Here is a 25,464-nt window from a genome sequence, read left to right as displayed (position 1 = left end):
CGGCCGCGGCTCAGGCGGCCGGGCGGCCGACCATGCCGGCGGGCGTGCCCCAGGTGTTCCAGATGCGCACGGGCTTGCCGTAGTCGGCGGCCTCGATGATCTGGTTGTTCCCGAGGTAGATGGCCACGTGGTAGTAGTCCCCGCCGCCACCCCAGAAGATCAGGTCGCCGCGCTGGCGCTGGCTGTAGGGGACGAGCTTGCCGGCGCCGGCCATGGTGTTGTACTGGTTCGTCGCCGAGTGGGTGCCGATGTAGATGCCCGAGGACGCGTACGAGGCCTTGGTGAGGCCCGAGCAGTCCCACTGGTCCGGGCCCATGCCGCCGAGGACGTACTCCTCGCCGAGCTGAGCCATCGCGTACGAGATCGCGTTCTCGACGGCGCCGCTGGTCGGCACCAGGACCGGAGCGGTCACCGGCTGCGGGAGCGGCTGAGCCGCCGGCTGAGCGATCGGCTGAGCAGCGGGCTGGGCCGGAGCAGGAGCGGGCTGCTGCTGCGCGGGCTGCGGCGCGGCAGGCTGCGGGAGGGACGCGGTCTGACGCGACGGGGCGGCGGCGGCCGGAGCCGAGGACTGCTGCTGGGCTGAGCGGGCTGTGGACTGCGCCTGCGCGGCGGCCTCCGCCTCGGCCTGCGCCTGGGCGGCGGCCTCGTCGGCCTGGCGCTTCTGCTCGCCCGCGAGGTACTGGGTCTCGGCCTCGACCGAGGAGTCCTTCAGCAGAGCGAGCTGGGCGACCAGCTCCTGCGACTTCTCCTCCTGCGCCGAGAGCGACGCGCGGGCCGACTCGGCGGCGGCGTCGGCGTCCTTGCGCGCGGCGTCGGCCTCGTCCGAGAGCGCCTGGTGCTCGGTGACGGCGCGGTCCGCCTGGTCGCCGAGCGACTCCGCGTTCTGCTTGTCGGCGAGGGCGTCGGCGTAGACCTTCTGCGACTGCTCCGAGAGCTGCGACATCGCGCCGAGCTGGTAAAGCAGGTCGCCCGCGTCCTTGCCCTTGGCCACGAGGCTGGCGGAGAGGTCGCCGCCGGCGGCGCGCGAGAGGTGCGCGGCCAGCAGGCCGGCGCGCATCTTCGAGGTCTGGGCCCTGGCGGAGGCGGTGGTCGCCTTCTCCTCGAGGTCGGCGACGGCCTTCGCAGCGGCGTCGAGCGCCTCCTTGGCCTGGCGCCAGGCCTCGGCCTTCATCATCGCGGTGATCGACTTCTCGTCGACCGCGGTCTGCAGGCTCGCGATGAGGCCGGTGATCGAGTCGATCTCGGCCTGCTTGCTCGCCTCGTCCTTCTTCGCGTTCTGCACGTCGTCCCACGTGGGGTACTTCGCGTCGTCGGCGAGGGCCGGGGTGATGCCGAGGGACGCGGTGACCGCCGTGACCGCGAAGGCGGCGGAGATGACGAGCGGGAGGCGGCCCTTCCAGGCGCGCTCCCGGGGTGCCGGGGTGAAGGTGCGTGCGGTCGTCTGTGCGTCAGCCAAGGGTGACTCCTCGTTGGGCCATGAACGGTTGGGCGTCGACGGCGGAGCCGTTGACGCGGGTCTCGAAGTGCAGGTGGCAGCCGGTGGAGGCGCCGGTCGAGCCGACGGCGGCGATCTGCTCGCCCGCCTGGACCTGCTGGCCGACGCGGACGTAGATCCCGCCGGACATGATGTGGGCGTAGCCGGTGCTGATGCCGCTGCCGTGGTCGATCAGAACCCAGTTGCCGTAGGTGCCGTTGGGGCCCGCGTAGGAGACGGTGCCGCTGTGCGCCGCGAAGATCGGGATGCCGCAGCCGCCCGCGAGGTCGGTGCCGCGGTGGTACGAGCCGGAGGATCCTCCGCCGGTCGAGATGCTGTCGCGCGGGCCGAAGGTGCCGGTGATGCGGCCTCCGGCAGGGCGGACCCAGCCGGAGTCGCTGACGGCGCTGGAGCCGCCGCCGCCCGAGGGGGCGACGTACCCGCCACCGCCACCGCCACCGCTGCCGCCGCTGGATGCGGCTGCGGCCCGAGCGGCCTCGCGGCGCGCGGCCTCGGCCTGGGCGGCGGCCTGACGGGCGGCCTCCTCCTCGGCGAGCTTCCGGAGGCGCTCGGCCTCGCGGGCGGCGACGCCGGCCTCGTACTCGGCCACGGTCTTCGACTCGGTGTCGCGGAGCGCGGCGAGCTGCTGCTCGAGCACGACGCTCTGCTCCTGCTGCTCGGCGAGCGCGGCCTCGGACGCCTCCTGAGCGGCGGTCGCCTCGGCCAGCTTCTGCTCGGCGGCGACGCGGAGGCGCTCGCGCTCCGTCTGCGCGACCTCGGCCTGGTCGGCGAGGGACGACGCGGTGTTCCGGGCGGTGCTGGCCTGCTCGTAGATCGCGGAGGAGCGCTCGACCAGCTTGGTCATGCTCCCGATCTTCGACAGCAGCTGGTCGGCCTGGCCGGCCTTCTGGTCGAGGAAGATGTTGACGGACAGGTCGGTGCCGGTGCTGCGGTAGAGCTGCGCGGCGAGCAGGCCCGCCTGCTGCGAGGCCTTGTCGGCCTCCTCGGCGCTGGCGGCGGCCCGGTCCTCGAGCTTCTTCGACTGGTCCGAGGCCTCGTCGAACGCCTGCTGAGCGGCGAAGTGCTCGTCGCCGCGCTGCTGCGCGAGCTGCTGGGCGGAGGCGACCTCGCTCTGGAGGTCGCCGATGAGGGACGTGATCCGGTCGACCTGAGCGGCCGCGGCGGCGGTGTCGCCCTTCGCCGCCTCGACGTCGGCCCACGACGGGTACTCGACCGCCTGGGCGGGAGTGGCGACGAGCAGGCCGGCGACGAGCGCGACGACGGCGGAGGCCAGGGCAGCACCTCGGAGTCGCCCGAGTCGCGGCGCGCCGGGGAGGCGGGCGGGACGCGGACGGCGCAGGGAGTGGGGCATGGGACCTCGGGGATAGGGGGCCCTCCCTCCGCGGCGGTGCGGCTCCGGCGCGCGGGTGGGGGGAAGAGCGATTCCGCCCCACCCTAACCGCGGCCCTGCCCGATCTCCTAGACCCGGGTCAACCCCGGACGGGGTGCACGCCGCCTGCGGAACCGTCGATTTTGCATCCTGCGCCGCGGCCCCCTATGCTTGCGTGTCGGTAGTCATGGGGGGTCGGCCGCAGGGTCGCCCCGCGAGTCTCCGGCCCCATCGTTTAGTGGCCTAGGACACCGCCCTTTCACGGCGGCAGCACGGGTTCGAATCCCGTTGGGGTCACGGATGGGTCGGTACTACCAGCACCACCAGAAGTACCAGCACCACCGGAAAGTGCGCCGGCTCGAGAGGGTCGGGGCGTGAAAAGAGAACAGCCTCGAAGGCAGTATGCTTGTCTTCGCAACGAGGCCCTGTAGCGCAGTTGGTTAGCGTGCCGCCCTGTCACGGCGGAGGTCGCGGGTTCAAGTCCCGTCAGGGTCGCAAAGAGGCCCTTCCGAGAGGAAGGGCCTTTTTCAGGAGATCACCTCTCCAGCGACATCACGTCGCAACGGCTCTGTAGCTCAGTTGGTAGAGCGCACGACTGAAAATCGTGAGGTCACGGGATCGACGCCCGTCGGAGCCACTGGAACCCTCGCCTAGCTTCTACATGGCGGGGGTTTCTTCGTACCCGGAGGTCCCCGCCGCCGCGATCCGCTACGTGCGCCCGTCCTGCCGATCCGGACCGCGCCGAGCAGTGACGGCAGCCCGGATCCCGTCCAGGCGGTCTGCGTAGGCTGGCCCGGCCATGCAACCCGACGCCTTCCCGCCGCCCGATCCCGCGACGCTCGCGCCCGACTCCGCTGCGACGACGTCATGGCCGGCCGAGCCCCTCCCCTCGGTCCACGCGCCCTACTCCTCCCTCCTCTACCTGCCCGATCCTCGGGTCCGCTGGGGCCTGCCGACCGCCGTGCTCACGATCGTCGGGATCGTCCTGCCGCTGGCCGTGCTCATCCTGCTGTTCGGGTTCGGCGTGCTCCCCTACTCCGCCGGACTCGCCTTCGCGGGGGCGCTCGCGAGCTACCTCGTCGCGCTGATCGTCCCGTTCGCGGCGTCTCGGCTGCGCGGGCTGGGCACGATGGCGGCCGACTTCGGGCTGCGGTTCCGCTGGATCGACGTGCCCCTCGGGATCGGGCTCGGCATCGCGGTGCGCGTCGTGATCCTGTTCGTGCTCGCCGCGTTCGCTCCGCTCCTCCAGGACGCGCAGGGGAACCTCGACATCGACCCCGATCCGCTGTGGTTCGTGTTGAGCTCGGTCCTCATCCCCGTCGTCGTCGCGCCGCTGGTCGAGGAGGTCCTCTGCCGCGGCGTCGTGATGCGCGCGGTGCGGAACCGTATGCTCCGGGGCTCCGCGGAGTCGGCGCCGCCCACCCGCGGCCGCCGCGTCTGGGCGATGGTGTTCAGCATCCTGGCGTCCACGGCGGTCTTCGCCCTGCTGCACGGGCACCAGATGGTGAACCCGGCGACGATCGTGACGCTCGGCGTGACGACGGTCACCGCGGGACTCGCGCACGGCTGGATCGCGACGATCACCGGGCGGCTCGGAGCGGCGATCGTCTCGCACGCGACGCTGAACGGCTCCGCGGTGCTGCTGCTGGCGCTGCTGCCGCTGCTGACTCCGTAGGGGGATCTCGAGAGGCCCGCTGCGCGGGGTGCTCGATCGGCAGGAGTCGGGGCGGCCCGATCGGCGGCGCGGGGCGGCGCGTCAGACGTCGTAGGTGCGCGCCCCGGGCAGCGGGCCGCGGACCTGGCGGTGGAGGCGCTCCATGTCGGCGTCGAGGGTGGCGGCGGTGCGGGCCGCGTCGGCGAGGCCGTCGAGGAGCTCCTGCGGGACCTGGCGGTCGTACTTGTAGTAGATCTTGTGCTCCAGGCTCGCCCAGAAGTCCATCGCGATGGTCCGGAACTGCACCTCGACGCAGACGTCGACCGATCCGCCGGAGAGGAACACGGGCACCTCGACGATCGCGTGCAGGCTCTTGTAGCCGTTCTCCTTCGGCTCGGCGATGTAGTCCTTCACCTCGAGCACCGTCACGTCGGACTGCGAGGTGAGCAGGTCGAAGACGCGGTAGACGTCCGAGACGAAGCTGCAGGTGATCCGCACGCCGGCGATGTCGGTGATCGCGTCGGCGATGCCCTCGAAGGTCGTCTCGCAGCCCTTGCGCTCGATCTTCTCGATCAGGCTGTCGGCGGACTTGAGCCGGCTCGTGACGTGCTCGATCGGGTTGTACTCCTGCAGCTCGCGGAACTCCTCCTGCAGGATCGACACCTTCGTGACGATCTCGTCCATCCCGAACTTGTACTGGAGCATGAAGCGCGCGAAGTCGTCGCGCAGAGCGCGGATCTCGGCGACGGTGGTGGCGTCGAGCGCCTCGGCGACGGCGTCCGTCAGCGGAGGGACGGCGTGCGCGGGTTCGGGGATGCGGGATTCCACAGTCGGACACCCTACGCGCGGAGTCGTTCGAGACCGGTGGGAGGCACCCGGCCTAGCCTGGGAGCGTGATCACCGAGCCCCGCCCGCTGCGCTTCTGCGCGTTCGTCATGAACACCGCCTCCCACATCCAGCACGGCCTCTGGCGCCACCCCGACGCCCGGCAGCACGAGTTCGACGACGTGCAGCTCTGGATCGCCCTCGCCCGGACGCTGGAGCGCGGCCGCTTCGACGCGATGTTCTTCGCCGACGTGGCGGGGCTCTACGGTCCGGCGGACGGCGACTGGGACGTCAACGCCCGCGAGGGGCTGCAGCTGCCCAGCAACGACCCGTCCGTGCTGCTCTCGGCCCTGGCGGTGAGCACCGAGCACCTCGGCTTCGCGTTCACGAGCTCGGTGCTGCAGTCGCATCCGTTCGACTTCGCCCGGAAGGTCTCGACCCTCGACCACCTCTCGAAGGGGCGGATCGCCTGGAACATCGTCACCAGCGCCCTCGACGGCGCGGCCCGCAACTTCGGCTACGACCGGCTCGAGGAGCACGACGAGCGCTATGCCTGGGCACAGGAGTACCTCGACGTGGTCTACAAGCTGTGGGAGGGCTCGTGGGACGACGGTGCGCTCCTGCGCGACAAGAGCGGCTCCTTCGCCGACCCGGCGCGCATCCACCGCATCGACCACGTCGGGAAGCGCTACCGCGTGCAGGGGCCGCACCTCTCGGCTCCGTCGCCCCAGCGCACGCCCGTGCTCTTCCAGGCCGGCTCCTCCCCGGCGGGCCGGCGCTTCGCCGCGCGGAACGCGGAGGCGCAGTTCGTGTTCTCGGGGTCGCCGGAGAAGACCCGCGAGCTGATCGAGGACACGCGGGCCCTCGCCGCGGCGGCCGGTCGCGGAGCGGGTGCGCCCTCCTTCTACCTGGGGCTCTCCTTCATCACCGGCGACACGGAGGAGGAGGCACGCCGCGCTGAGCGCGAGATCGACGAGTACCTCTCCTCGGACGCGTTCCTCGTGCACTCGAACCTCGGCTTCGACCCGGCGACGGGCGAGAAGCTCGACCCCGACCTGCCGCTCTCGGCGATCGAGACCTACGCCGGCCAGAGCCACCTGCAGTGGATCCGCGACGCCTCCCCCGACCGCGAGCCGACCGTCCGCGATCTGGCCCGGCTCTCGGCGAAGCTGCGCGGACGGGTCGTCGGCACTCCCGAGCAGATCGCCGAGTACCTGGCGGGCTGGCGCGACGCGGGGATCGACGGGATCAACGTCGTCAACTGGATCCTGCCCGGCAGCTACGAGAAGTTTGTCGACCGGGTGATGCCGGTGCTCCAGGAGCGGGGCCTCGCGCAGACCGAGTACGCCGAGGGGACGCTGCGCCGCAAGCTGTTCGGGACGGACGAGCTGCCGGCGACGCACCCGGCGCGGGCGTACCGCGGGGCCTTCGCGGGCTGAGCCCTCGCGGGCCGGGCTCTGCGCGTCCACTGCCCCTGCACCGGCTGCCCGCCCCGCGCTCTCCGTCGGGCGGGGGACGCGAGGGCGGGTGCGACTCCGTAGCGTCGAGGGATGATCCAGACCTGGGGAGTCCTGACCGCGCTGTACGGAGTCGTCGTGACGGCCGTCGCGGTGCTCGCGATCGTGCTGCTGGTGCTGCTGTGCCGCCTGGTGCTCGCCGCGCGCGAGAACCTGCAGGCCTCGACGCGGCTGCGCGAGCTGCAGATCGAGCGGATGCTTCTCGAGGACGAGTAGCGGACGCGCGTCGCCGGCCGCGACCAGGTCTCCTCAGCGAGGAGCACTCGCGGCCGACGACGCGCGGTCCGGTCAGGGCAGAGCGGGTCGCGCCTCAGGGCGGGGCGCCCGCGGGATGAGCAGGCCGAGGGCGACGGCGACCAGCGCTCCGATCGCGCCGATCACGAACGTGGTCTCGAAGCCCTGCGAGCTCGGCAGCTGCACGTCGCCGACGGACACGGTCAGCTGCGCGAGCACGCCCGCGGTCACGGCGGAGGAGAGCGTCGTGCCGAGGGTGCGCATCAGCGAGTTCAGCCCGTTCGCGGCGGCGGTCTCCGAGGCGGGGACGGCGTGCATGATGAGCGTCGGCATCGCGGCGTAGGCGAGGCCCAGGCCGACACCGATGAGGGCGTTGATCACCAGGATCTGCCACACCTCGCCGCCGAACGGGAGGATCAGCAGGTACGAGACCGCGATCAGCCCGGAGCCGGCGATCAGCACGAGCCGCGGCCCGGACTGCGCCGAGAGGCGGGCGGCGAGCGGGGACGTCGCCATCATCGCCAGGCCCGAGGGGGCGAGCACGAGGCTCGCCACGATCAGGCTCAGGCCGAAGCCGACGCCCGACGCCGCGGGCAGCTCGAGGCGCTGCGGCAGCGTGATCTGGGCGCCGAAGAACGCGAAGCCGACCGCGACCGAGGCGAGGTTGGTGAAGAGCACGGCGGGGCGGGCTGCCACCCGGAGGTCGACGAGCGGGCTCTCCTGCCGCAGCTCGTACCAGCCCCAGAGGAGCAGGACGGCGATGCCGCCGAGGCCGGAGCCGAGGATCGCGGGGCTCGTCCAGCCGGAGTCGTTGCCGCGCGAGACGGCGATCAGCACGCCGCTCAGTCCGAGGGCGAGGCCTATCGTGCCGACCACGTCGAAGGTGCCGGGCGAGCGCAGCGTCGACACCGGCACGACCAGGAGGACGAGGACGATGTCGAGGACGCCGAGGCCCGCGGACATCCAGAACAGGACGTGCCAGTCGGTGTTCTGCGCGATGAGGGCGCTGAGCGGCAGGCCGAGCGCGCCGCCGATGCCGAGGGTCGCGCTGACCAGGGCGATCGCGCCGGGGAGCCGGTCGCGGTGGAGGGTGTCGCGGAGGATCGAGATGCCGAGCGGGATGACGCCCATCACGGCTCCCTGGAGTGCCCGGCCCACGACCAGCGTCCACACGTCGCCCGCGAAGGCGCACACGATCGAGCCGATCACGAGGACGACCAGCGCGGCCACGGCCATCCGCCGCTTGCCGTAGAGGTCGCCGAGGCGGCCGGAGACCGGGGTGAGGATGCAGGCGCTGAGCAGCGTCGCGGTGATCACCCACGCGGTCTCGGTGCGGTCGGCGCCGAGCAGCGTCGGCAGCTCGGACTGGATCGGGACGACCAGCGTCTGCATGAAGGAGGCGCTCATCCCCGCGAAGGCGAGGACGGCGGTCATGAGGCGCGGGTCCGGCGAGCGGGTCAGGGAGCGTCTGTCGGAGTCGGGCACGGCGGTCCTTCGTGTCGGCGGCGGACGCGCACCCGGACCGCGGCGGCGGGCGGGCCGTCGTCGGCGGGATCGTATCGCTCGGCTCTGCTTTCGACCGGCTCGGGGCTCAACAGCGCGGGGCGCCGCTTTGTTCCCTCCTCCTCCTTCCCGCGCGCGTCGGGCAGGACGAGGATGGGCGGATGATCGACATCGAGAGCTGGATCGCCGGCTACGAGAAGGCCTGGGCCACGGACGACGCGGCAGACGTGGCCGCACTGTTCACCGAGGACGCCGAGTACTTCACGGCGCCGCACCGTGACGCGATCACTCCGCGCGACGCGATCGTCGAGTGGTGGCAGGCGGAGGAGGAGCCCGCCGACCCGACGTTCGCGTGGGGCCTGGTCGCGCTGACGGAGGAGACCGCGGTGGTGGAGGGGCGCACCGTCTACCCGGGCGACCGCACCTACCTGAACCTCTGGGTCATCCGCTTCGCCCCCGACGGGCGGGCGCGCTCGTTCACCGAGTGGCACATGGAGGAGCCGGCCGACTCCGTGTCCTGACCCGCGCGGGTCCCCAGGGAGTGGCGAGGAGCCCTCAGCGGCGCCCGGTCAGAGCTGCGCGGCCGCGAAGGTGTCGCAGCTGGTGGCGTCGCCCTCGAAGCCGGCCTGGAACCAGCGCTGCCGCTGCTCGGCCGAGCCGTGCGTCCACCCCTCCGGATCGACGGTGCCGGTGGCCTGCTCCTGGATGCGGTCGTCGCCGACGGCGGCCGCGGCGCCGAGCGCGTCCTGGTACTCCTGCGCCGTCACCGGCTTGAGGTAGGGCGTGCCGGTCTCGTCGGGCACCGTCGAGGCGTCGCCCACCCAGGCGCCGGCGAAGCAGTCGGCCTGCAGCTCGAGGCGCACCGAGTCCGACTCGGGGCCGGTGCCGGAGCGGTCCGCCGACTCCATCGCGCCGGTCAGGTTCTGGATGTGGTGGCCCCACTCGTGGGCGAGGATGTACATCTGCGCGAGCGATCCGCCCGAGGTGTCGAACCGGGTGCGCAGCTCGTCGAAGAAGTCGGTGTCGAGGTAGATCGTCCGGTCCGGCGGGCAGTAGAACGGGCCGACCGCGGCGGTCGCGCTCCCGCAGCCGGTGGTGGTGCTGTCCTCGAACAGGTCGACGCCGGTCGGGGTCGTGTAGGCGACTCCGAGGGTGGGCGTCTGCTCGCCCCAGTAGCGGTCGAGCGACTCGGCCGCACCCTCGAGGCGGCAGTCGACCTGCGTGTTCGCGTCGGCGCCGCTGTCGCAGGCCACCGCGGTGGAGGTGACGCCCTCCGGCGAGGACCCGCCTCCGCCGAACACCTCGCCGAGGCCCGAGAGGTTCACGCCGAGCAGCTGCGAGAGCAGCGCGAGCACGACCACGCCCACCGCGCCCCCGCCGACGGCGATGCCGGTGGTGCGGCCGCGGCGGCGGACCTTGCCGCCGCTGAGCTGGGAGTCGTCGTTGAAGGTCATGCCGACGAAGCTAGCGCTCCGCGGACAGGCTCCGCTCGGGCTTGCGGTCAGCCCCAGCGCGACTCGCTGGCCGAGCGGATGATCTCGAGCAGCGCCTCGCGCAGGGGGCCGTGCTCGAGCGAGCCCGGGAACATGTCGACCTCGAGGCGGTGCGCCCGGCGCCAGGCCTCGCCGCCCGCGTCGGTGAGCGCGACGAGCTGCCGGCGGCGGTCCGACGGATCCGTGGTGCGCGAGACGTGGCCCTCGCGCTCGAGGCGCTCGATGGTGCGCGACATGGTCTGCACCTCGACGTGGGCCGCGGCGGCCAGCTCCTTCTGCGCGACGGGACCCGCCTGCAGGAGGTGCAGCACGATCAGGCCGGCGTGGGTGAGGCCGATCTCGGCGAGGGCGCCGTGCCAGGCGTGCTCGACCATCCGGGAGGCGGTGGAGAGCAGCCGGCCGGTGGGCCAGTCCTCCATCCCGGAGGCGTCGTCCGCGCGCATCTGATCAGGGTAGACCCGCTCCCGGGACACGACGGCACCGGGCGCGGGACGCTCAGGCACGGGCACCCGGGCATCCCGGCCGCGAGGCGCGGACCGCCCCGCCCGTCAGGACGCGAAGCGGTCCGTCGCCTCGATCAGCGCGTCGAGGATCCCCGGCTCGTCGAAGGCGTGGCCCGCGTCAGCGATCATCCGGAAGTCGGCCTCGGGCCAGGCCCGGTGCAGGTCCCAGGCGGTGAAGGCCGGGGTGCACATGTCGTAGCGGCCCTGCACGATGACGGCCGGGATGTCGCGGAGGACGCCGGCGTCGCGGATCAGCTGCCCCTCCTCCAGCCAGCCCCTGTGCACGAAGAAGTGGTTCTCGATGCGGGCGAAGGCGAGCGCGAAGACGGGATCGGACCAGTCCGCGATCAGCTCCGGCTTCTGGAGGAGGGTGATGGTCGACGCCTCCCAGGTGGTCCAGGCGACACCGGCGGGGCCGTGCACGGCGGGGTCCGCGTCGTGGAGGAGGCGGTAGTACGCCTCGATGAGGCTGCCCCGCTCGCCGGCCGGGACGACCGAGCTGTAGCCCTCCCAGAGATCCGGGTAGACCGCGGCGGCGCCGCCCTCGTAGAACCACTCGAGCTCGGCGCGGCGGAGGGTGAAGATGCCGCGGAGGACGATCTCGCTGACCCGCTCGGGGTGGGTCTCGGCGTAGGCGAGGGCGAGGGTCGAGCCCCAGGAGCCGCCGAGCACGAGCCAGCGCTCGACGCCGAGGTGCTCGCGGAGGCGCTCGATGTCGGCGACGAGGTACCAGGTGGTGTTGGTCGAGAGGTCGGCCTCCGGCTCGCCGGCGTGCGGGGTGGAGCGGCCGCACATCCGCTGGTCGAACAGCACGATGCGGTACTTCTCGGGGTCGAACAGCCGGCGGTGGGCGGGCGAGGTGCCGGCTCCGGGGCCGCCGTGCAGGAACACGACGGGCTTGCCCTCGGGGTTGCCCGAGACCTCCCAGTAGAGCGAGTGGCCGTCGCCGACGTCGAGCATGCCGGAGTCGTGGGGCTCGATCTCGGGGTACAGAGTGCGCATGGCCCGCACCCTACCGACTGTCAGGGTCGCGGTCCGCGAGGCGGGCGGCCCGGCACCGGAGAGGGCGGGAGCGCCCGCGTCCACCCGGCGCACCCGCATCCCGCGGTCGTTACTGTGGAGCGGACCTGCACGCCCCCGTCGAAGGAGCCCCCATGCCCACCACTGTGCGCGGCGTCATCGCCCGGTCGAAGGGCGCTCCCGTGGAGCTCGTCGACATCGTCGTCCCCGACCCGGGCCCGGGCGAGGCCGTGGTCGACATCGAGACCTGCGGTGTCTGCCACACCGACTTCCACTACCGCGAGGGCGGGATCAGCGACGACTTCCCCTTCCTCCTCGGTCACGAGGCGGCCGGGCGGGTCAGCGCGATCGGAGAGGGAGTCACCCACGTCGCGGTCGGCGACTTCGTGGTCCTCAACTGGCGCGCGGTCTGCGGCGAGTGCCGGGCCTGCACCCGGGCCGAGCCCTGGTACTGCTTCGACACCTTCAACGCGACGCAGCGGATGACCCTGGAGGACGGCACCGAGCTCAGCCCCGCCCTCGGGATCGGCGCCTTCGCCGAGAAGACCCTCGTGCACGCCAAGCAGTGCACGAAGGTCGATCCGGAGGCGGACCCCGCCGCGGTGGGCCTGCTCGGCTGCGGGATCATGGCGGGCCTCGGCGCGGCGATGAACACCGGGAACGTGACGCGCGGCGACTCCGTCGCGGTCATCGGCTGCGGAGGAGTCGGCACGGCCGCCGTGGTCGGCGCCGCTCTCGCGGGCGCCGGCACGGTCATCGCGATCGACCGGGACCCGAAGAAGCTGGTCGCGGCCGAGAAGCTCGGCGCCACGCACGTCATCGACTCCAGCGGCCTCGACGAAGCGGGCGTCGTCGCGGCGGTGCAGGCCCTGACGAACGGCTTCGGAGCGGACATCGTCATCGACGCCGTGGGCCGCCCCGAGACCTGGCGCCAGGCGTTCTACGCCCGCGACCTCGCCGGGACCGTGGTGCTGGTCGGGGTGCCGACTCCCGAGATGACCCTCGAGATCCCCCTGCTCGACGTCTTCGGCCGCGGCGGATCGCTGAAGTCGAGCTGGTACGGCGACTGCCTGCCGGAGAGGGACTTCCCGATGCTGACCGGCCTCTACCTCCAGGGCCGCCTGCCTTTGGACGAGTTCGTGAGCGAGCGGATCGGGATCGAGGACATCGAGGAGGCCTTCACCACGATGGCCGGCGGCGACGTGCTCCGCTCGGTGGTGGTGCTCTGATGGGCGCGCGGATCGAGCAGCTCGTCACGAGCGGCACCTTCAGCCTCGACGGCGGCACCTGGGACGTCGACAACAACGTCTGGATCGTCGGCGACGACTCCGAGTGCGTCGTCATCGACGCGGCCCACGACGCAGACGCGATTCTCGCGGCCGTCGGCGAGCGCCGGCTCCTCGCCGTGCTGCTGACCCACGGGCACGACGACCACCTCGACGCGGTCGAGGGAGTCCGCGCTGCGACCGGCGCCCCGGCGCTGCTCCACGAGGCCGACCGGATGCTGTGGGACGCCGTGCACCCCGGCACGGCACCGAGCGGCGCCCTGGTCGACGGGCGGATCGTGCCCGTCGCCGGCGTCGAGCTCGAGGTGCGGCACACCCCGGGCCACACCCCCGGCGCCGTCTGCTTCGTCGCCGAGGCGCTCGGCACGGTGTTCACCGGCGACACCCTCTTCCAGGGCGGGCCGGGGGCCACCGGCCGCTCGTACAGCGACTTCCCGACGATCATCGACTCGATCACGGAGCGCCTGCTGACGCTGCCCGCCGAGACGGTCGTCCGGACCGGCCACGGCGACTCGACGACGATCGGAGCGGAGGCGCCGCACCGCGAGGAGTGGATCGCGCGCGGGCACTGACCGGGCGGGGCCGGCGCAGAGGCTGCCGGCCCGCCCGGTGCGGCGTTCTGCTCGCCCGAGCTGTCCGACGGGTGTGAGAGTTTCGCAACTGATGGTCGTGCTCTCTTGTTACCGTGAACAATCGCCGGTACCGTGCGGAGACCACACCGCAGGCGGGATCCCCCGTCCGCCCACCGGTTCGCTGCAGAACCCGAGAGGACACGTCGACGATGACGTCACGACCCCCGGGCGGAGGCAGGCGCTCGCGCCTGCTCGCCGCCACCCTCGCCGCCTCCGCGACGATCGCCCTCGCCGCCGGCTCCGCCGTGCCGGTCGCCGTCGCCGCGACAGCGGCGACCACCCCCGCGCAGAGCCTGCTCGCGGACTTCACCTTCGACACCGCCCCGAGCGGAGGCGCCTTCACCGACCGGTCGACCCGCGCCTCCGTGAAGGGGACGCCGACCCTCGTCGCCGGGCGCACCGGGCAGGGCAGCGCCGTGTCGCTGTCGTCCTCGTTCTGGCTCGACCTCACCGCGACCGACGGGCAGCCGCTGCTGAAGGGGCGCGACTCCGTCACCCTGTCGTACGACTCCAAGCCCGCCGCCGCGAACAACGTCGGCTGGTCGGTCTTCGCCGCTCGCTCGGCCGCGACCCAGGACTACGCCCAGGAGAAGTACGTCGGCGTCCTCGACAGGACGACCGGCATCACCGTCGAGCGGTACGCCAACAGCGGCGCCCGCGACGCGTCGGGCAACCTCACCGGCCCGAGCAGCACGGAGTGGAAGCACGTCGATCTCGTGCTGAGCGCCGGCACCGCCCGCCTCTACGTCGACGCGAAGCCCGTCGCCGTCACGACGGCCGGCCCCTCGCTCGCGACGGTCCTCGGATCGACCGGCGGAGTCCTTCAGGTCGGCAAGGCCAACTGGGGCGGCGGGGAGTACTTCACCGGACTCCTCGACAATCTGCGCGTCTACGACCGCGCCCTGACCGGGGCCGAGCTGGGCGCGACGAGCAGTCCCGTGGCGACCGACCTGCGCGCCGCCCTCGACGTCCCCACGACCGTGCTCGGCGACCTGCCCGCGCAGGTCCTCGGGAACACCGTGACGTGGACCGCCTCCGGCGCCGGCGCCGCGCGCGTCTCCTCCACCGGCGCCGTGAACCTCTCGGGCCTCACCGCTCCCGTCGCCGTCCGCCTCCAGGCAGCCGTCGCCGGGCAGACCTACGCGTGGGACAGCACCCTCGCCGTGCCCGGCGGGCGCATCGCCACCTCCGTCAAGACCGTCACCACGACGAACGGAGTGAAGGACGACCCGCTGGCGTACAACGACGACCGCCGCGCGGACTCGCTCTTCACGGCCGCACTGCCCGCCGGCGCGACCACCTGGGAGCCGCTGAACCGCTCGCAGTCGATCCTCTCCGTCCTCAAGGACGGCGATCAGGCGCAGCGCCCGAACGCCCAGATGGGCTCGCCGCTGCTGTTCCGCTCGAAGGACGGCTCGCTCGGCGCGGTCTCGTCGCAGAACAACGCCACGGACTCCGTCTACCTCTGGAGCTCCGCCGACGGCCGCACGTTCCGCGACCAGCGCGTCCTCCGGGTCGCGCCGGGCTCGGTCGTGACCGACCCGCGGATCGTCTTCGACTCCGCCCTCGGCGTCTACAAGCTGTTCTGGACCGATCTGCTCACCACCGAGGGCCGCGTGACGCTGTTCACGGACCTCGCCTCCGGCACCGCTCCCGGAGCGACCACCCGCGCCGACGCCCGCGTCCCCGGTGTCCAGGGCTCGGGTCTCCCCGCCGGGTTCACCCAGGGCCAGGCCGGCGAGACGGCGCTGACCTCGACCGAGTTCAGCACGTTCTACCGCGAGTACGTCGACCTGAAGAACACCGGTGTGAAGTCGCTCAGCGGCTCCGTCGACTCCGGCGCCGGATCCGCTGCGATCGCCGCAGCGCTCCCGGGGCAGGCCGTGATGGAGTACAACGACGGCTCGACCAAGTCGCTCAACGTCGACTGGCAGGACGATCTGACCACCGCCGTCGACACCTCGCGTCCCGGGACCTACCGGGTCACCGGCTCCGTCCAGCAGGACCCCGAGGCGATGGTCAACGAGGCCCGCGCGGATCCGCACGTCTTCTTCAACGAGGACGACGGCTACTACTACCTCACGGGCTCGCACTACGGTCAGGACTCGCTCGGCCCGATCGAGGAGAGCTCCAGCTACCGCAAGATCGGCCTCAAGCGCTCGAAGACCATCGCCGGTCTCGACTCCGCTCCCGAGCAGATCGTGATCGACCCCGACGCCGGCACGCCCGGTCGCCAGAGCGAGTACCCGAACACCTTCTACGGCTGGGGCGGATACATCTGGGCGCAGGAGTTCCACAAGATCAACGGCACCTGGTGGATCGTCGCCGGCATGAACAAGGGCTACGCGCCTGTGGGCGGCTGGTGCGACAACACCGTCCTGATCCCCTACACCGGGACCGACGCCTCGATCGCCGAGGGCGGATTCCTCGACCAGACGAAGTGGGGCGAGCCGGTCGTCCTCGAGGGCGCGGCCTTCGACGTCAGCTACATCGACCGCCAGGAGAACGGCGCCACCCAGGGCTACTGGGTCCTGCCCAACGGCAACACGCTCTCCCTCGCCAAGGCGACGATGGGGCCCAAGGGCACCGTCCCGCTGGTGACCGGTGCGGTCAGCCGCATCTACGGCGAGAGCCAGCCGTGGGAGTCGGGCAAGAGCTCGCCGACCCCGTCCGACACCACCGAGGGCAGCGACCAGGGCGTCGTCGAGGCGCCGTTCATCGTGTCCAAGGGAGGACGCATGTACCTCACCTACTCGGGCGGAACGGTCGACAAGTACTACTCGCTCGGCCTGCTCACGGCCGACGCGAGTGCCGACCTCCTCAACCCCGCGACGTGGACGCAGACCGCGTTCCCCGTGCTGGACACCGAGGACACCTACTTGGGCCGCCTCGGCGCGGACGAGACGCAGTACTTCTCGCGCCAGCAGGCCGGCACCGGGCACAACTCGTTCGTCGAGGACGAGTCGGGCAACCTGCTCCTCGCCTACCACGCCCGCCCCTACCCGGACCCGCACACGGCGACCGATCCGCAGAACGCGGGCGGCCTGTTCGATTCGGACCGCAACACCTGGTTCAAGGGCGTGAACATCCGCGCGAGCGGCCGGCTCGACCTCTCGCTCTCGAAGGAGCAGGAGGTGGCCTCGGCCAACCGCACCGTCACGGCGACGATCACCGTGAAGGCGCCGGCTGTGCCCGTCACCGCCACTGCAGCGGCTCGCTGCGTCGCGGGCAAGGTGGTGGTCACGCTGACCACTGTCAACAAGGCCGCGTCGACCGCCGACCTCCGCTGGAACACCCTGTGGGGCGCGAAGACGCAGCAGATCGATGCGGGCCGGACCGCCTCGCTGGCCGTGACCACGCGGGCCGCCTCGGTCGCCGCCGGCACCGTCCAGGGGGTCGCCACCGTCGGCAGCGCCTCCGCTCCCGTGAGCGCCGCCTACCCGGCGCTCCGCTGCGGCTGACCTGACCGGGTCCTCCGACCGACGACGCCCGGCCGCCTCTCACCTGAGGGCGGCCGGGCGTCGTCGTTCCGGTCTGCGGTGATGTGCCGGGCGACCGGGTCGCGACCCTCGATGATCTCGGCGGTGCAGCCGGCATCGCGGGAGGAGACCCACCGGATGAAGTGGCCGCGTCGCACGACCGCACCGTTGCGATCCACGAGTCACTCCTCATCGGGGGGAGGTCGTCGGTCGACGAGGTACGGGGTGTCGTGAATCGGACTGGAAGGGGCGAGCCGGTCTGTCGCTCCTGCACGAACCGGTCCCACCGTCTCACTGGACGAGGGCGACGTCCGCCTCGTCCCAGGCGCGGTCGAGGTCCTCCTTCCTCCCTCGGACGAGGAGGAATCCGATGGTGACGGGCGAGAACGCCGTGATCGCGACCGTCAGGGCGAGGTTCGCGAGCCCGGCCCCAGCGGTCCCGTTCCGAGAACGATCTGGAAGGAGAACGCGAGAGAGAGGACGGCGCCGATCATGACGGCGCCGTCGGCGGCATGAATCAGGATCGCGCCACCTCGCGCACGACGCAGGGTGAAGGGGCGGCAACGGCCGGCGTGGAGTCGCCGGAGCCCTGAGCGGCGACTGGTGCTCCGCGGGGGCGTCGTCACGGGCGAGCCGTGCCTGAGCGCGCGCCGGCGGGGAGCTCGCACAGCTCGTCGGGATTCGCGTCGGCAGTGCCTCCGGCTGCGGTCGGCCTCGTGATCCTGAGCGGGTGTGACGCGGTCACGAGCGAGGGGACCGCGAGGCCGGGACCTGCCTGCGACCCGGCGCGTCGGACCCCCGGATCGACGCCGAACAGACTCGACGCGCCCGCGCAGGCGCTCGGTTCGTCAGCGGGTCAGCAGCGCGACGTGGATCTCCTCGGCGAGGAGGTCCAGTGCTCTGGCATGGGACGCCAGGAAGGCCCGGCCGTCGCGCGTGATCGAGAAGCGCTCGATGCGCTGCAGCGGGGTCCTCCTGCCTCTCTCGAGGAGCACCAGACCGTGGCGTGAGAGCCGGAGGAGGCGCTTGCGCACCTCGACGACATCGACCCGGTCGCCGGAGCGGTGGTCGAGAACCTCTCGGAGGCGGGACTCGTCGCGGTTCTCGCCGGTCGCGAGCGCGATCAGGATGAAGACGTCGGTGCTGCAGTCGAGCCCGCAGGCTCCGCAGCGGTTCGTGCACCGCGCAGGGCGTGCGAGGGACACGAGGAATCGATCGAGGCGCATCACGGGTGTCTCCTGGGGAACGGCGGTCTCCTGCTGCAACGGGAGGAAGGGGGGCTGGGCCGGTCACCGCCGGGGGGACTCAGGAGAGAGGGAGGGCGTTGCCGTTGATCAGCAGGAGGTCGTGTCCTCCGACCGCAGCTGCGCTGCCGGCCGCTCCGTCGTCCTTCTCCTCGGTGAGGGTGTGCGACTGCGCGACCTTCGTCAGCACGGGCCCGATCGTCGGGACCGTCCCGGCCCTCCTGCTGTGGTGCATCTCGTCGGTCGTCCTTCTGAGGTGGCGGCACTGCAGGGCGGCGCAGTGCCGGTCGGGGGCGGGACGACGAGGGAGCGGGCGATCGTGGCGCCCGCTCCCTCACCGTCTCAGCGGCAGCTGCGCGCCGGGTAGTCGACGCTCGTCTGCGTGCTGACCGTCTTCCCGTCGACGACGGCCCTTCCTGTCGCGGCCACCGACCCCGCGGGGATCGAGACCGCTCGGGTGGTGACGGCGCTCGACGCGGACGATCCCGGAGCGACTCCGGTCACGGTCTTCGAGCCGAAGGCGGTGACGGTCGTGATGTCCATGATCGAGCGGCTGTCGTTCTTGACCACAGTGGTCAGGACGACCTTCCCGCTGACGCAGCGGGTCGACGCCGTGGCGGTCACGGTCAGGGGCGACGTGACGGTGACCTTGGCGGTCACAGTCCGGTTCGCGGGTGCGACCTCCTCCGTCGGCGTCAGGTCGAAGACCGGCCGGCCGTCGGCGGCGTAGTGGATGCGGGCGAGACGGGTGTCGCGTCCGTCACCCCCGACTCCGTTGCCCCAGGTGTGGTAGACGTACACGTCGTTGCCGTCCTCGTCCTGGGTGACGGCTCCGTGGCCGGGACCCTGCTCGTAGGTGCGGTAGTCGAGGACGCCGTCGGGCAGGGGGACGCTCTGCAGGAGCGGGGCGTCGTACTTGGTCCAGCTCGCGATGTCGGTCAGGTCACTGCCCTCCTTCGCCCAGGCGCCGCCCACGATGTACTTCGGGCTGACGCCGCTGCTGGAGTAGACGAGCGTGATCTTCCCGTCGCGCTGGATCGCGAACGCTCCCTCGGACAGGTGGTCCTCGAACGTCAGCGAGGGCACGATGATCGGGGTCGGCTCGCCGATGACGCGGGTGGGGTTCGCGGGATCGACCTTGGCGATCCAGGTCGCCGGGTCGCTCACTCCGTTGTCGACGTAGCGCTGGGACCAGGCGTAGTACGCAGTTCCACCGGACTCGAAGTAGGTCATGTCGAGGCTGATGTTGCGTCCCGTGCCGGGGCGTCCGAGGGCGCTCCCATCGCTCTTCACGACGGCGCGCGGCGCGCTCCAGTCGGAGGGGTTCGCGGGGTCTCCGCCGTCGCGCAGCTGCATGATGTGCGCCTGCACCGTGAACCACTGACCGTTCTGGTTCGACTGGTCGTTGTCCGGGTTGAAGCACGGGGCGAACAGGATGGAGAGCTTGCCGCCGATCTCGTGGATCTCGGGGGCCCAGTAGCAGCCCGCGATCACCTTGCCCTCGGCGGTGCGGTCCATCCGCGTGGTGCGGTTGAGGAGGTCCACCTCACGGGCTCGTCCGCCGTTGTCGTCGCTGAGCTGGTCGATGCTGTCGGCGACCCGGATCGGCAGGTGCTGCGAGGCGACGTTGTTGTTGTTCGTGTCGTCCGTGGCGGTGAAGAGGTACTGCGTCTTCCCGTTGCGCTCGTAGCGGTAGATCGTCGGATCCGCGCGGTTGTAGGCGAACGGCTCGTTGTACTGCCGCTGGCGGACGGTCCCGGAGAGGTCGTACGTTCCCGGGCCCTTCGCAGCGAGGTCGGCGAGCTGCTGCTGGTTCCAGTCGATGCCGAGGCTGCCGGTCGAGCCGTCGTTGTAGGAGAGCTGCGCCTTCACTCCGGACAGGGCGGAGGTGTCGCCCTGATCGATCGTCTGCGGTGCGACCGAGGATCCGGTGTTGACCGTGCGGCCGAACCTCTTCACGAGCGAGTCGGCGACGGAGCCGGAGACCGTCAGCGCGCCGCCCGGCAGAGCGTCGGCGACGCGGCCCGGGACTCCGGAGAGGTCGGGAGCGGCGACGGTGGCGGGGCTTCCTCCGAGGACCGCACCGCGGTTCCCGTCGGTCACGACGACGCTGCGACGGCCGCCGTCCTTCGGCCAGAACGCCTGCGCGCGGAGCTCGGTGCGGGCGAGGTCAGTGACGGTCGTGTACTTCGCAGCCCCGGAGGAGTCCGTCCAGGAGACGAGGTAGCGGTTCTGGTCCGTGTCGAAGACGGCCTTCGGCGCGACGACGCCGCCGGTGGTGCCGAGGTCGATGAGGCCGAGCTCGGTGAAGTCGGACGCGGTGGCGTCCGTGGCCTTGAAGACCAGAGCGCTCGAGGCCCCGGTGCCGTCGGACGCGCCCGACTGCAGGACGCGCGTGGCGATCACGCCGACGGTGCCGTCGGCGAAGGTGAACAGCGAGGGGTTCGCGAGGCCGCGGTTGTCGGCCTTGTCGGTTCCGAGGAAGACCCCGTCGGCGAAGAGGACTCCCGAGTTGCCCGAGAGCGGTGCTGCGTCGGCGACGGACGAGCCGAGTGCCAGGTGGAGGCCGCGGGCGATCGTGTCCTGGTTCGCCTTGTCCTCGCCGGTCGGCGTCCGGGTGTACGACACCACGGTCTTCGCCGTGGAGGCGCTGAGGACGGTGGTGCGGAAGGTCTTCGTCAGCGTGGTGGCGCCGACCTTCACGGAGGCGGTGAGCGCGAGTGCCCGGTCGGTCGCCGAGTCGTTCACGAGGCGGCTGCCGGACAGGCCGGCACCGTCCGCGCTCCACGACACGGTGTAGCCGGCGACCGTGGGAAGAGCGGTTCCGGAGGCGACGGTCGGCGGGACGACGAGGGCGGTGCGCAGGCGCGCCGTGGCGTCGGCCTCGGTGTCGGCGGCGACGGTGACGGTTCGCGCGCTGCCGGTGGCGGCGGATCCGGCGAAGGTCGCGGTCGGGGTCAGGGTCACGGTGGCGTTCGCCGATCCGGGTACCGGGCGGCGCACGGAGCCGTCGGTGCCGATCACCGCGGGGTCGCTGCTCGCCCACGTGAGGACGGAGCCGCCCGCGCCGTGGGTCGGCAGGGGGAGGTCGCTGGTGACGGGCCCGGTGACGGCGATGGTCGCCGCGGCGGCGTCCGATGCGGCGATCGCGGCGGCGGCCGGAGCCGCGTCCTCGCGCACCTGGTCCTGGGTCAGGGCGGAGGAGTAGACGTGCACGTCGTCCATCGCCCCGGCGAAGAGGGGGTCTGGGCCGTAGAACGACTTGCCGAGGAGGCCGGAGAAGGCGGAGGTGCCGACAGTCGCCGCTCCGGTCGCGGAGGTCGGGGTGGTCTGGGCGAGCCGGCCGTCGACGTAGGTCGAGACGCTGACGCCGCTGCGCAGGACCACGGCGACGTGGCTCCAGCGACCGGTGGCGGCGGGACCGGAGTCGGCCGCACGCTGCTCCGAGCCGTTCTTCACGGCGCCGATCAGGTTGCCTCCGCACTGGGGCGTGGTGAAGAGGTACCGCTCGGTCGACTGCCCGAGCGCGTACGCCCAGCTGCAGCTCTGGTTCCCCTCCCAGCGCAGCCAGGCCGACATGGTCACATCGGTGGTGGCCGCCGTGGTCAGTCCGGGCGCGATCTCGGCGTAGGCGGCGGAGCTGCCCGCGGCACCGCCGGGGAGGCGCAGTGCGCGGTCGGTGCCGCCGCGCGGACCGGCGACGGTCGTCGCTCCGGTCCCGCGCACGGTGGCGGAGCGGCCGGCAGCGGAGTCGGTCAGGGTCGTGCCCGCGCCCACGGCGGAGCCGACAGCGGCGGACGAGGAGAAGTCGTAGGAGAGGACCGGGCTGGGCACCGCGGCCTGTGCGGGTGCCGCGCCGAGCGCAGCCCCTCCCGCTGTCAGGCTCGCGGCGACCAGGAGGGCCGTCGTGCGTCGGAACCGCATTGTTCGTCTACTTCCGTGGGAGAGGTGGATGCGGGGAGCACGGACCCAGGGTCCATGCTCCCCTGCTCCGGTGGCCGGAGGCCCCGGAACGGAGGAGGACAGGGGAGGGGCGGCTGGACGCCGCCCCTCCCCTGTCACCGGCCTAGCGGCAGGTGAGCGCCGAGTACGGCGCGGTGGCCGTCCTGGTGCCGTTCGCGTCCTTCGAGGCGACGCTCACCTCGCCCGCGGTGACCGAGGTCGCCCGGGTGGTGAAGGCGGCGGACACGGACTTGCCGGGAGCGACCCCGGCGAAGGTCCTGCTCCCCCACTGCGAGCCGACGGTCATCTCGACCGTGGAGCCGCTCGTGTTGGTGCCGGTCGCGGTGACCGTCACCTTGCCGGCGACGCAGCGGCTCGCGGCCGAGGCCGTCAGCGACGGTCCGGGAGGAGCCGTGGCGGTGATGGTGGCGATGGCCGGCGTCGCTGCCGAGTTGGCGAGCTGTCCGCGCACCTGCACGGTGTCGCCCGCCTTCTTCAGCGAGCTGAGATCTGCGGTCGCCCACGTCACGGCGACCGTCTCACGGTGGCCGTCCTTGAACGTCGCGCCCACCGTGGCGGGCAGGTCGACGGTGGTCGATCCGGCCTGCACGGTCCGCGCCACGGCGTCGATCGAGGTCACCAGGAGCGACGGGTTCCACTTCGCGGCGAGCCCGTCGCGCTCCTTCGCGGTGATGGAGACGACGGATCCGTGGCGGGGCGACGTCGGCAGCGAGAAGCTGCTGGGGATCGTCCACTGGATGTCGCCCTCGAGCGAGTTCGTGCCGAGCGGGATGTAGCCGCGTCCGCCGTAGTTGTCGGTCCAGAGGAAGTACTTGTACCCCGCCCGGTCGCCCTCGTTGGTCTTGAAGATCTCGGGACCCTCGACCTCCGGCGTTCCGGCGGTGCGGCCGATGCAGGTGTCGATAAGGCTCCACGCTCCGGAGGCGGTGGTGGCGCGGAGGTTCGTCGACTTCTGTCCGATGATGTCGGGCGAGGGGCAGCCGCTGGTCTGGGTCGCCTTCGTGAAGCGGTAGTAGGTGTCGCCGTCCTTGAGCATCGTGGCGTCGATCAGTCCGTTGCTCTTGTTGAGCGAGGGGACGTCAGCGGCCTTGAACCAGACCTCGGGGGTGGTGAAGTCGCGGAAGTCGCGCGTGGTGGACGTGAGGATCTGCGGTCCGTTGCCGTCCTCGACGTTGCGCGTGCTGTCGGTGAAGAGGGCCGAGGTCCAGTAGACGACGTAGGCGTCGATGGTGGGGTCGTAGGTGGCCTCCGGTGCCCAGGTCATGCCCGCGTTGGGCAGGTTGACCTCGACGTGGCGCTGCTGGCCCCAGTTGACGAGGTCCGTGGACTCCCAGATCTCGAGGTAGCGGCTGCCGCGGTTGGTCGATCCGCCGAAGCCGGTGGTGCCGACGGAGAGGTCGGTGGCCATCAGGAAGAAGCGGTCGCCCTCCTTCGAGCGGAAGACGAACGGGTCGCGCAGCCCCTTCGTGCCCATGGTGGAGGTGAGGATCGGCTGGGCGTCGTTCAGGGTCTTCCACGTGAGCGAGTCGTTGCCGTCGGAGGTCGCGAAGCGGATCTTCTCGCCTTCGATGCTGTCGCCGGTGAAGTACGCGAACAGGTACGCGTCGAGGTCGCTCGCGGCCACGGGAGCCGCGGCCGGAACGGTGCGCGTGAGCGTCCGCACGAGGGGCGTGGTGCCGGGCACCGTGACCGTCGCGGTGAGGGTGACGGTGGTGTCGGCGGACGGACGCGTGAGCGAGCCCTTCGCGACGACGTTCGGCGCGGTGCCCTTGTCGGCGGAGGTGATGACGGCCTCGTTCGACGAGGTCCAGCTGACCACGGCGCTGGAGCTGTTCGCGCGCGCGGCGGTGGCGGCGACGTCGGCTCCGGTCGAGGGCAGGTTCAGGCTGCCGCGCACCGGTCCGGCGAGAGCGGGATCGTTGCTGATGCCGTCGGCTACGGCCCGGGCGAGCTCGGCCTCGGCGCTGTCACCGGCGGCGTACGCCGGGACGAACACGGTGGTGGCACGGCCGACGACGGTGATGCCGCCGTGGACGGCGGTCGGGGTCAGCGTGACGGTGGCGTCCGGGCTGCCCGCGGCGGGCCGGGTGACGACGCCGCTGGTGCTGACGACGCCGGGGGCGCTCGACGTCCAGGTGATCGTGGAGCCGTTGGCGCCGGTCGTAGGGAGGGCGAGGTTCGAGGTCACGTTCGAGGTGTCGCCGAGCGAGACGGCGGCGTCCTGGTTCGCGAGAACCGAGTGCACGGATGCGGCGCTCTGCTGCACCTGGCCGGCGGTGAGCGCGGAGGTCCAGACCTGCATGTCGTCGATGGCACCGGCCCAGTAGGCGTCCGCGCCGTAGAACGATTTGCCGAGGAAGCCGGAGAACGTGGACGTGCCGATCGCGGACGCGGCGGTGAAGGTCGTGCTGCCCTGGCCGACGAGAGCTCCGTCGAAGTAGGTCGAGACCGACTGGCCGCCCTTGACGACGACCGCCATGTGCACCCAGCGGTTCGCGGCGACCGGAGTGTTGCCTGCGGCCCGCACCTCGGAGCCGCTCTTGATCGCGCCGAAGCCGGCCGGTCCGCACTTCGTGGTGGAGAGGACGTGGGAGTCGACGCTGGAGCCGAGCGTGAAGGGCCAGGTGCAGTCCGGAGCACCGCTCCAGCGCAGCCAGGCGGACATCGTGACGTCCTGCGTGCCGGCGGGGATCAGGCCCGGGGCGATCCGGACGTGCGGCGCGGCCGACGTGCTCGATCCGCCCGGGAGCGAGAGAGCGCGGTCGGTGGAGGCGCCGGAGGGACCCGCGACGCTGGTCGCGCCGGAGTTGATCAGGGTGCCGGGGTGGTTGCCCGGAGCGGAGTCGGCGACGACGGCTCCATTGGCGAGCGTCGCGCCGATGCCGTCGAACGAGTACTGCAGCGCGGGAGCGGGGACGGTCTCTGCGGCGCCGGCGGCGCCGATCGGTCCGAGGACGCCGCCGAGGCAGGCGATGGCGAGCGTCAGCGCGGCGCCCGCTCGGGGGAGGCGTGAGCGCCGGGTGCGCTCCTGCCGGGGGGTTCGTGACATGGGGGGTCCTTCAGGTGAGGGGTGGAGGGGAGGTCGGGACCGCGGCGGAACGCGACGGCGGAGGCCGGAGACGGAGGCCGCGGGGCTGGTGGGGAGCAGTAGCGCGAGGGGATGCGAGCCGGGCCGTGGAGGCGGCGGCCGATCCCGGCCGATCCCGCCGAGCGGGGCGGGCGGGATCGGCCGGGATCGGCCGCCGCC

The 25,464-nt window shown here is 72.1% G+C and carries 18 protein-coding genes and 3 tRNA genes; 10 read left to right on the top strand and 11 right to left on the bottom strand.

Features of this window, described 5'->3' with window-relative positions; translation table 11 throughout:
* Positions 1-10: 10 nt before the first annotated feature.
* Together C5C59_RS14815 and C5C59_RS14810 are read right to left on the bottom strand one after the other, a co-directional pair.
* Positions 11-1,456 (bottom strand): NlpC/P60 family protein, encoded by a 1,446-nt coding sequence (locus C5C59_RS14815; RefSeq protein WP_258062792.1) that lies wholly within the window; start codon positions 1,454-1,456, stop codon positions 11-13.
* The gene (locus C5C59_RS14810) at positions 1,449-2,846 is read right to left on the bottom strand and encodes a peptidoglycan DD-metalloendopeptidase family protein (RefSeq protein WP_104238398.1); all 1,398 of its coding nucleotides are present in this window, start codon (positions 2,844-2,846) and stop codon (positions 1,449-1,451) included. The genes C5C59_RS14815 and C5C59_RS14810 overlap by 8 nt, the downstream gene beginning before the upstream one ends.
* Before the next feature lie 242 nt (positions 2,847-3,088).
* Between C5C59_RS14810 and C5C59_RS14805 the strand changes: the two genes are divergently transcribed.
* The 4 genes from C5C59_RS14805 (at position 3,089) to C5C59_RS14790 (ending at position 4,539) form a co-directional block, all read left to right on the top strand.
* Positions 3,089-3,161: transfer RNA gene (locus tag C5C59_RS14805), tRNA-Glu, on the top strand.
* 124 nt (positions 3,162-3,285) lie between these two features.
* Positions 3,286-3,359, top strand: a tRNA-Asp gene (locus tag C5C59_RS14800).
* A gap of 69 nt (positions 3,360-3,428) precedes the next feature.
* Positions 3,429-3,501 (top strand) — tRNA-Phe (locus C5C59_RS14795).
* Positions 3,502-3,663: 162 nt separating this feature from the next.
* Positions 3,664-4,539 (top strand): CPBP family intramembrane glutamic endopeptidase, encoded by an 876-nt coding sequence (locus tag C5C59_RS14790; protein ID WP_104238397.1) that lies wholly within the window; start codon positions 3,664-3,666, stop codon positions 4,537-4,539.
* Between the two features lie 81 nt (positions 4,540-4,620).
* Here C5C59_RS14790 and C5C59_RS14785 read toward each other — a convergent pair whose 3' ends face one another.
* Positions 4,621-5,223, bottom strand: coding sequence for a GTP pyrophosphokinase family protein (locus C5C59_RS14785; RefSeq protein ID WP_104234325.1), 603 nt, complete (start codon positions 5,221-5,223; stop codon positions 4,621-4,623).
* Between the two features lie 230 nt (positions 5,224-5,453).
* Between C5C59_RS14785 and C5C59_RS14780 the strand changes: the two genes are divergently transcribed.
* Entirely contained in the window at positions 5,454-6,782 is a 1,329-nt protein-coding gene (locus C5C59_RS14780) for an NtaA/DmoA family FMN-dependent monooxygenase (RefSeq protein ID WP_374953905.1), read from the top strand.
* Between the two features lie 111 nt (positions 6,783-6,893).
* Positions 6,894-7,076: a hypothetical protein gene (locus tag C5C59_RS14775; RefSeq protein ID WP_104224402.1), complete on the top strand. Its 183-nt coding sequence runs from the start codon at positions 6,894-6,896 to the stop codon at positions 7,074-7,076.
* Positions 7,077-7,148: 72 nt separating this feature from the next.
* On the opposite strand, the gene C5C59_RS14770 is transcribed toward C5C59_RS14775, so the two are convergent.
* Positions 7,149-8,528, bottom strand: a complete 1,380-nt coding sequence (locus tag C5C59_RS14770; protein ID WP_104238415.1) for an MFS transporter — start codon at positions 8,526-8,528, stop codon at positions 7,149-7,151.
* Positions 8,529-8,758: 230 nt separating this feature from the next.
* Between C5C59_RS14770 and C5C59_RS14765 the strand changes: the two genes are divergently transcribed.
* Positions 8,759-9,118 (top strand): nuclear transport factor 2 family protein, encoded by a 360-nt coding sequence (locus C5C59_RS14765; RefSeq protein WP_104238396.1) that lies wholly within the window; start codon positions 8,759-8,761, stop codon positions 9,116-9,118.
* A 48-nt stretch (positions 9,119-9,166) separates the two neighbouring features.
* On the opposite strand, the gene C5C59_RS14760 is transcribed toward C5C59_RS14765, so the two are convergent.
* From C5C59_RS14760 to pip, 3 genes are all read right to left on the bottom strand, one after another.
* A complete protein-coding gene (locus C5C59_RS14760; RefSeq protein WP_104224400.1) occupies positions 9,167-10,051 on the bottom strand; it encodes a neutral zinc metallopeptidase in 885 nt (294 codons plus the stop codon).
* Positions 10,052-10,098: 47 nt separating this feature from the next.
* Entirely contained in the window at positions 10,099-10,533 is a 435-nt protein-coding gene (locus C5C59_RS14755) for a MarR family winged helix-turn-helix transcriptional regulator (RefSeq protein ID WP_104224399.1), read from the bottom strand.
* Positions 10,534-10,638: 105 nt separating this feature from the next.
* Positions 10,639-11,595: a prolyl aminopeptidase gene (pip, locus tag C5C59_RS14750; RefSeq protein WP_104238395.1), complete on the bottom strand. Its 957-nt coding sequence runs from the start codon at positions 11,593-11,595 to the stop codon at positions 10,639-10,641.
* Positions 11,596-11,747: 152 nt separating this feature from the next.
* On the opposite strand from pip, the gene C5C59_RS14745 reads away from it, so the two are divergent.
* The 3 genes from C5C59_RS14745 to C5C59_RS14735 all read left to right on the top strand — a co-directional run bounded on the left by C5C59_RS14745 (position 11,748) and on the right by C5C59_RS14735 (position 16,992).
* Positions 11,748-12,842, top strand: coding sequence for an S-(hydroxymethyl)mycothiol dehydrogenase (locus C5C59_RS14745; RefSeq protein ID WP_104238394.1), 1,095 nt, complete (start codon positions 11,748-11,750; stop codon positions 12,840-12,842).
* On the top strand, positions 12,842-13,471 hold the full coding sequence (locus tag C5C59_RS14740; RefSeq protein ID WP_104238393.1) for an MBL fold metallo-hydrolase: 630 nt from the start codon (positions 12,842-12,844) through the stop codon (positions 13,469-13,471). The genes C5C59_RS14745 and C5C59_RS14740 overlap by 1 nt, the downstream gene beginning before the upstream one ends.
* Before the next feature lie 209 nt (positions 13,472-13,680).
* Entirely contained in the window at positions 13,681-16,992 is a 3,312-nt protein-coding gene (locus C5C59_RS14735) for a family 43 glycosylhydrolase (RefSeq protein WP_104238392.1), read from the top strand.
* 866 nt (positions 16,993-17,858) lie between these two features.
* Here the strand turns inward: C5C59_RS14735 and C5C59_RS14725 are convergent.
* The 4 genes from C5C59_RS14725 to C5C59_RS14715 form a co-directional block, all read right to left on the bottom strand.
* Complete coding sequence (locus C5C59_RS14725; protein WP_146079630.1) at positions 17,859-18,239, bottom strand: hypothetical protein; 381 nt, start codon at positions 18,237-18,239, stop codon at positions 17,859-17,861.
* A 76-nt stretch (positions 18,240-18,315) separates the two neighbouring features.
* Positions 18,316-18,489: a hypothetical protein gene (locus tag C5C59_RS17390; RefSeq protein WP_181068307.1), complete on the bottom strand. Its 174-nt coding sequence runs from the start codon at positions 18,487-18,489 to the stop codon at positions 18,316-18,318.
* Positions 18,490-18,596: 107 nt separating this feature from the next.
* Complete coding sequence (locus tag C5C59_RS14720) at positions 18,597-22,178, bottom strand: family 43 glycosylhydrolase (protein WP_104238389.1); 3,582 nt, start codon at positions 22,176-22,178, stop codon at positions 18,597-18,599.
* Between the two features lie 142 nt (positions 22,179-22,320).
* Positions 22,321-25,266 (bottom strand): immunoglobulin-like domain-containing protein, encoded by a 2,946-nt coding sequence (locus C5C59_RS14715; protein WP_104224390.1) that lies wholly within the window; start codon positions 25,264-25,266, stop codon positions 22,321-22,323.
* Positions 25,267-25,464 lie beyond the last annotated feature (198 nt).

The organism is Rathayibacter sp. AY1F4, assembly GCF_002931775.1.
Lineage (GTDB): Bacteria > Actinomycetota > Actinomycetes > Actinomycetales > Microbacteriaceae > Rathayibacter.
The sequence above is the reverse complement of the archived record's forward strand: the minus strand, read 5'-3'. Positions and strand labels throughout refer to the sequence as shown.

What these genes read in the sequence shown, in the direction of transcription:
- C5C59_RS14740 (WP_104238393.1), top strand. Translation starts at nt 12,842, where the DNA reads ATGGGCGCGCGGATCGAGCAGCTCGTCACGAGCGGCACCTTCAGCCTC.
- C5C59_RS14765 (WP_104238396.1), top strand. Translation starts at nt 8,759, where the DNA reads ATGATCGACATCGAGAGCTGGATCGCCGGCTACGAGAAGGCCTGGGCC.
- C5C59_RS14760 (WP_104224400.1), bottom strand. Translation starts at nt 10,051, where the DNA reads ATGACCTTCAACGACGACTCCCAGCTCAGCGGCGGCAAGGTCCGCCGC.
- C5C59_RS14780 (WP_374953905.1), top strand. Translation starts at nt 5,454, where the DNA reads ATGAACACCGCCTCCCACATCCAGCACGGCCTCTGGCGCCACCCCGAC.
- C5C59_RS14810 (WP_104238398.1), bottom strand. Translation starts at nt 2,846, where the DNA reads ATGCCCCACTCCCTGCGCCGTCCGCGTCCCGCCCGCCTCCCCGGCGCG.
- C5C59_RS14720 (WP_104238389.1), bottom strand. Translation starts at nt 22,178, where the DNA reads ATGCGGTTCCGACGCACGACGGCCCTCCTGGTCGCCGCGAGCCTGACA.
- pip (WP_104238395.1), bottom strand. Translation starts at nt 11,595, where the DNA reads ATGCGCACTCTGTACCCCGAGATCGAGCCCCACGACTCCGGCATGCTC.
- C5C59_RS14745 (WP_104238394.1), top strand. Translation starts at nt 11,748, where the DNA reads ATGCCCACCACTGTGCGCGGCGTCATCGCCCGGTCGAAGGGCGCTCCC.
- C5C59_RS14735 (WP_104238392.1), top strand. Translation starts at nt 13,681, where the DNA reads ATGACGTCACGACCCCCGGGCGGAGGCAGGCGCTCGCGCCTGCTCGCC.
- C5C59_RS14755 (WP_104224399.1), bottom strand. Translation starts at nt 10,533, where the DNA reads ATGCGCGCGGACGACGCCTCCGGGATGGAGGACTGGCCCACCGGCCGG.
- C5C59_RS14785 (WP_104234325.1), bottom strand. Translation starts at nt 5,223, where the DNA reads ATGCTCCAGTACAAGTTCGGGATGGACGAGATCGTCACGAAGGTGTCG.
- C5C59_RS14770 (WP_104238415.1), bottom strand. Translation starts at nt 8,528, where the DNA reads ATGACCGCCGTCCTCGCCTTCGCGGGGATGAGCGCCTCCTTCATGCAG.
- C5C59_RS14715 (WP_104224390.1), bottom strand. Translation starts at nt 25,266, where the DNA reads ATGTCACGAACCCCCCGGCAGGAGCGCACCCGGCGCTCACGCCTCCCC.
- C5C59_RS17390 (WP_181068307.1), bottom strand. Translation starts at nt 18,489, where the DNA reads ATGCACCACAGCAGGAGGGCCGGGACGGTCCCGACGATCGGGCCCGTG.
- C5C59_RS14775 (WP_104224402.1), top strand. Translation starts at nt 6,894, where the DNA reads ATGATCCAGACCTGGGGAGTCCTGACCGCGCTGTACGGAGTCGTCGTG.
- C5C59_RS14790 (WP_104238397.1), top strand. Translation starts at nt 3,664, where the DNA reads ATGCAACCCGACGCCTTCCCGCCGCCCGATCCCGCGACGCTCGCGCCC.